Origin of the sequence: Mycobacterium sp. E1715, assembly GCF_001667625.1 — a bacterium.
Classification (GTDB): domain Bacteria; phylum Actinomycetota; class Actinomycetes; order Mycobacteriales; family Mycobacteriaceae; genus Mycobacterium.
In genome coordinates this window covers 1-761 of the sequence record NZ_LZJJ01000256.1, presented here as the reverse complement: position 1 = coordinate 761, position 761 = coordinate 1, and the positions used below count along the sequence as shown (strand labels likewise).

Below are 761 nucleotides of genomic sequence, written 5' to 3'. Positions count from 1 at the left end.
GTGATGTAACCGACCAGACGCTTGTCACCGGGGCGATCCTCACGCGCGATCACCACCGCCTGCCCCACCCCGTCCAACGCGCTCAACGCGGCCTGGATCTCACCCAACTCGATGCGATACCCGCGGACCTTGACCTGCTCATCGCCGCGACCCAGGTAGCGCAACTGCCCATCGCCACCCCAACACGCCAGATCCCCGGTCCGGTACATCCGCAGCCCCGGCGCCCCGAACGGACACGCCACAAACCGCGCACCGGTCAGCCCGGCCCGGCCGAGATATCCAGTGGCCAAACCGGATCCGGCCACATACAGCTCCCCGACCACGCCCTCGGGCACCGGGCGCAACCAGGCATCGAGCACGAACAGCGCCGCACCGGGCACCGGCGAGCCGATCGGCGCCACCCCAGACCCGGCCTGCAGGGGCGCGCTGATCGCCACACACATCGTGGTCTCGGTCGGCCCATAGGCGTTGACCAGCACCCGTCCCGACGCCCACCGATCGACCACCTCGGGCGGGCAGGCCTCCCCGGCCAACACCACCGCCACCCCGTCCAGGCCCGTGGGGTCCAGCATCGCCACCGCCGACGGTGTCTGGGTCAACACGCTCACGCCCTCGGCCACAAGGAGGGCGTGCAAGTCTTCCGGCGCGCGCGCGGTGTCGTCGTCGACCACCACCACCCGGCCCCCGCGCAACAGCGGGGCGAAGATCTCCCACACCGACACGTCGAAGGCCAGCGAATGCGCATGCGACCACACCCCGGG

1 protein-coding gene is annotated in these 761 nt (G+C 71.0%); it reads right to left on the bottom strand.

What is annotated here, in order from left to right; all coding sequences use genetic code 11:
• Window positions 1-761 (bottom strand): AMP-binding protein (locus A9X03_RS13540; protein ID WP_156746552.1); only part of this gene is annotated, 761 nt, incomplete at both ends.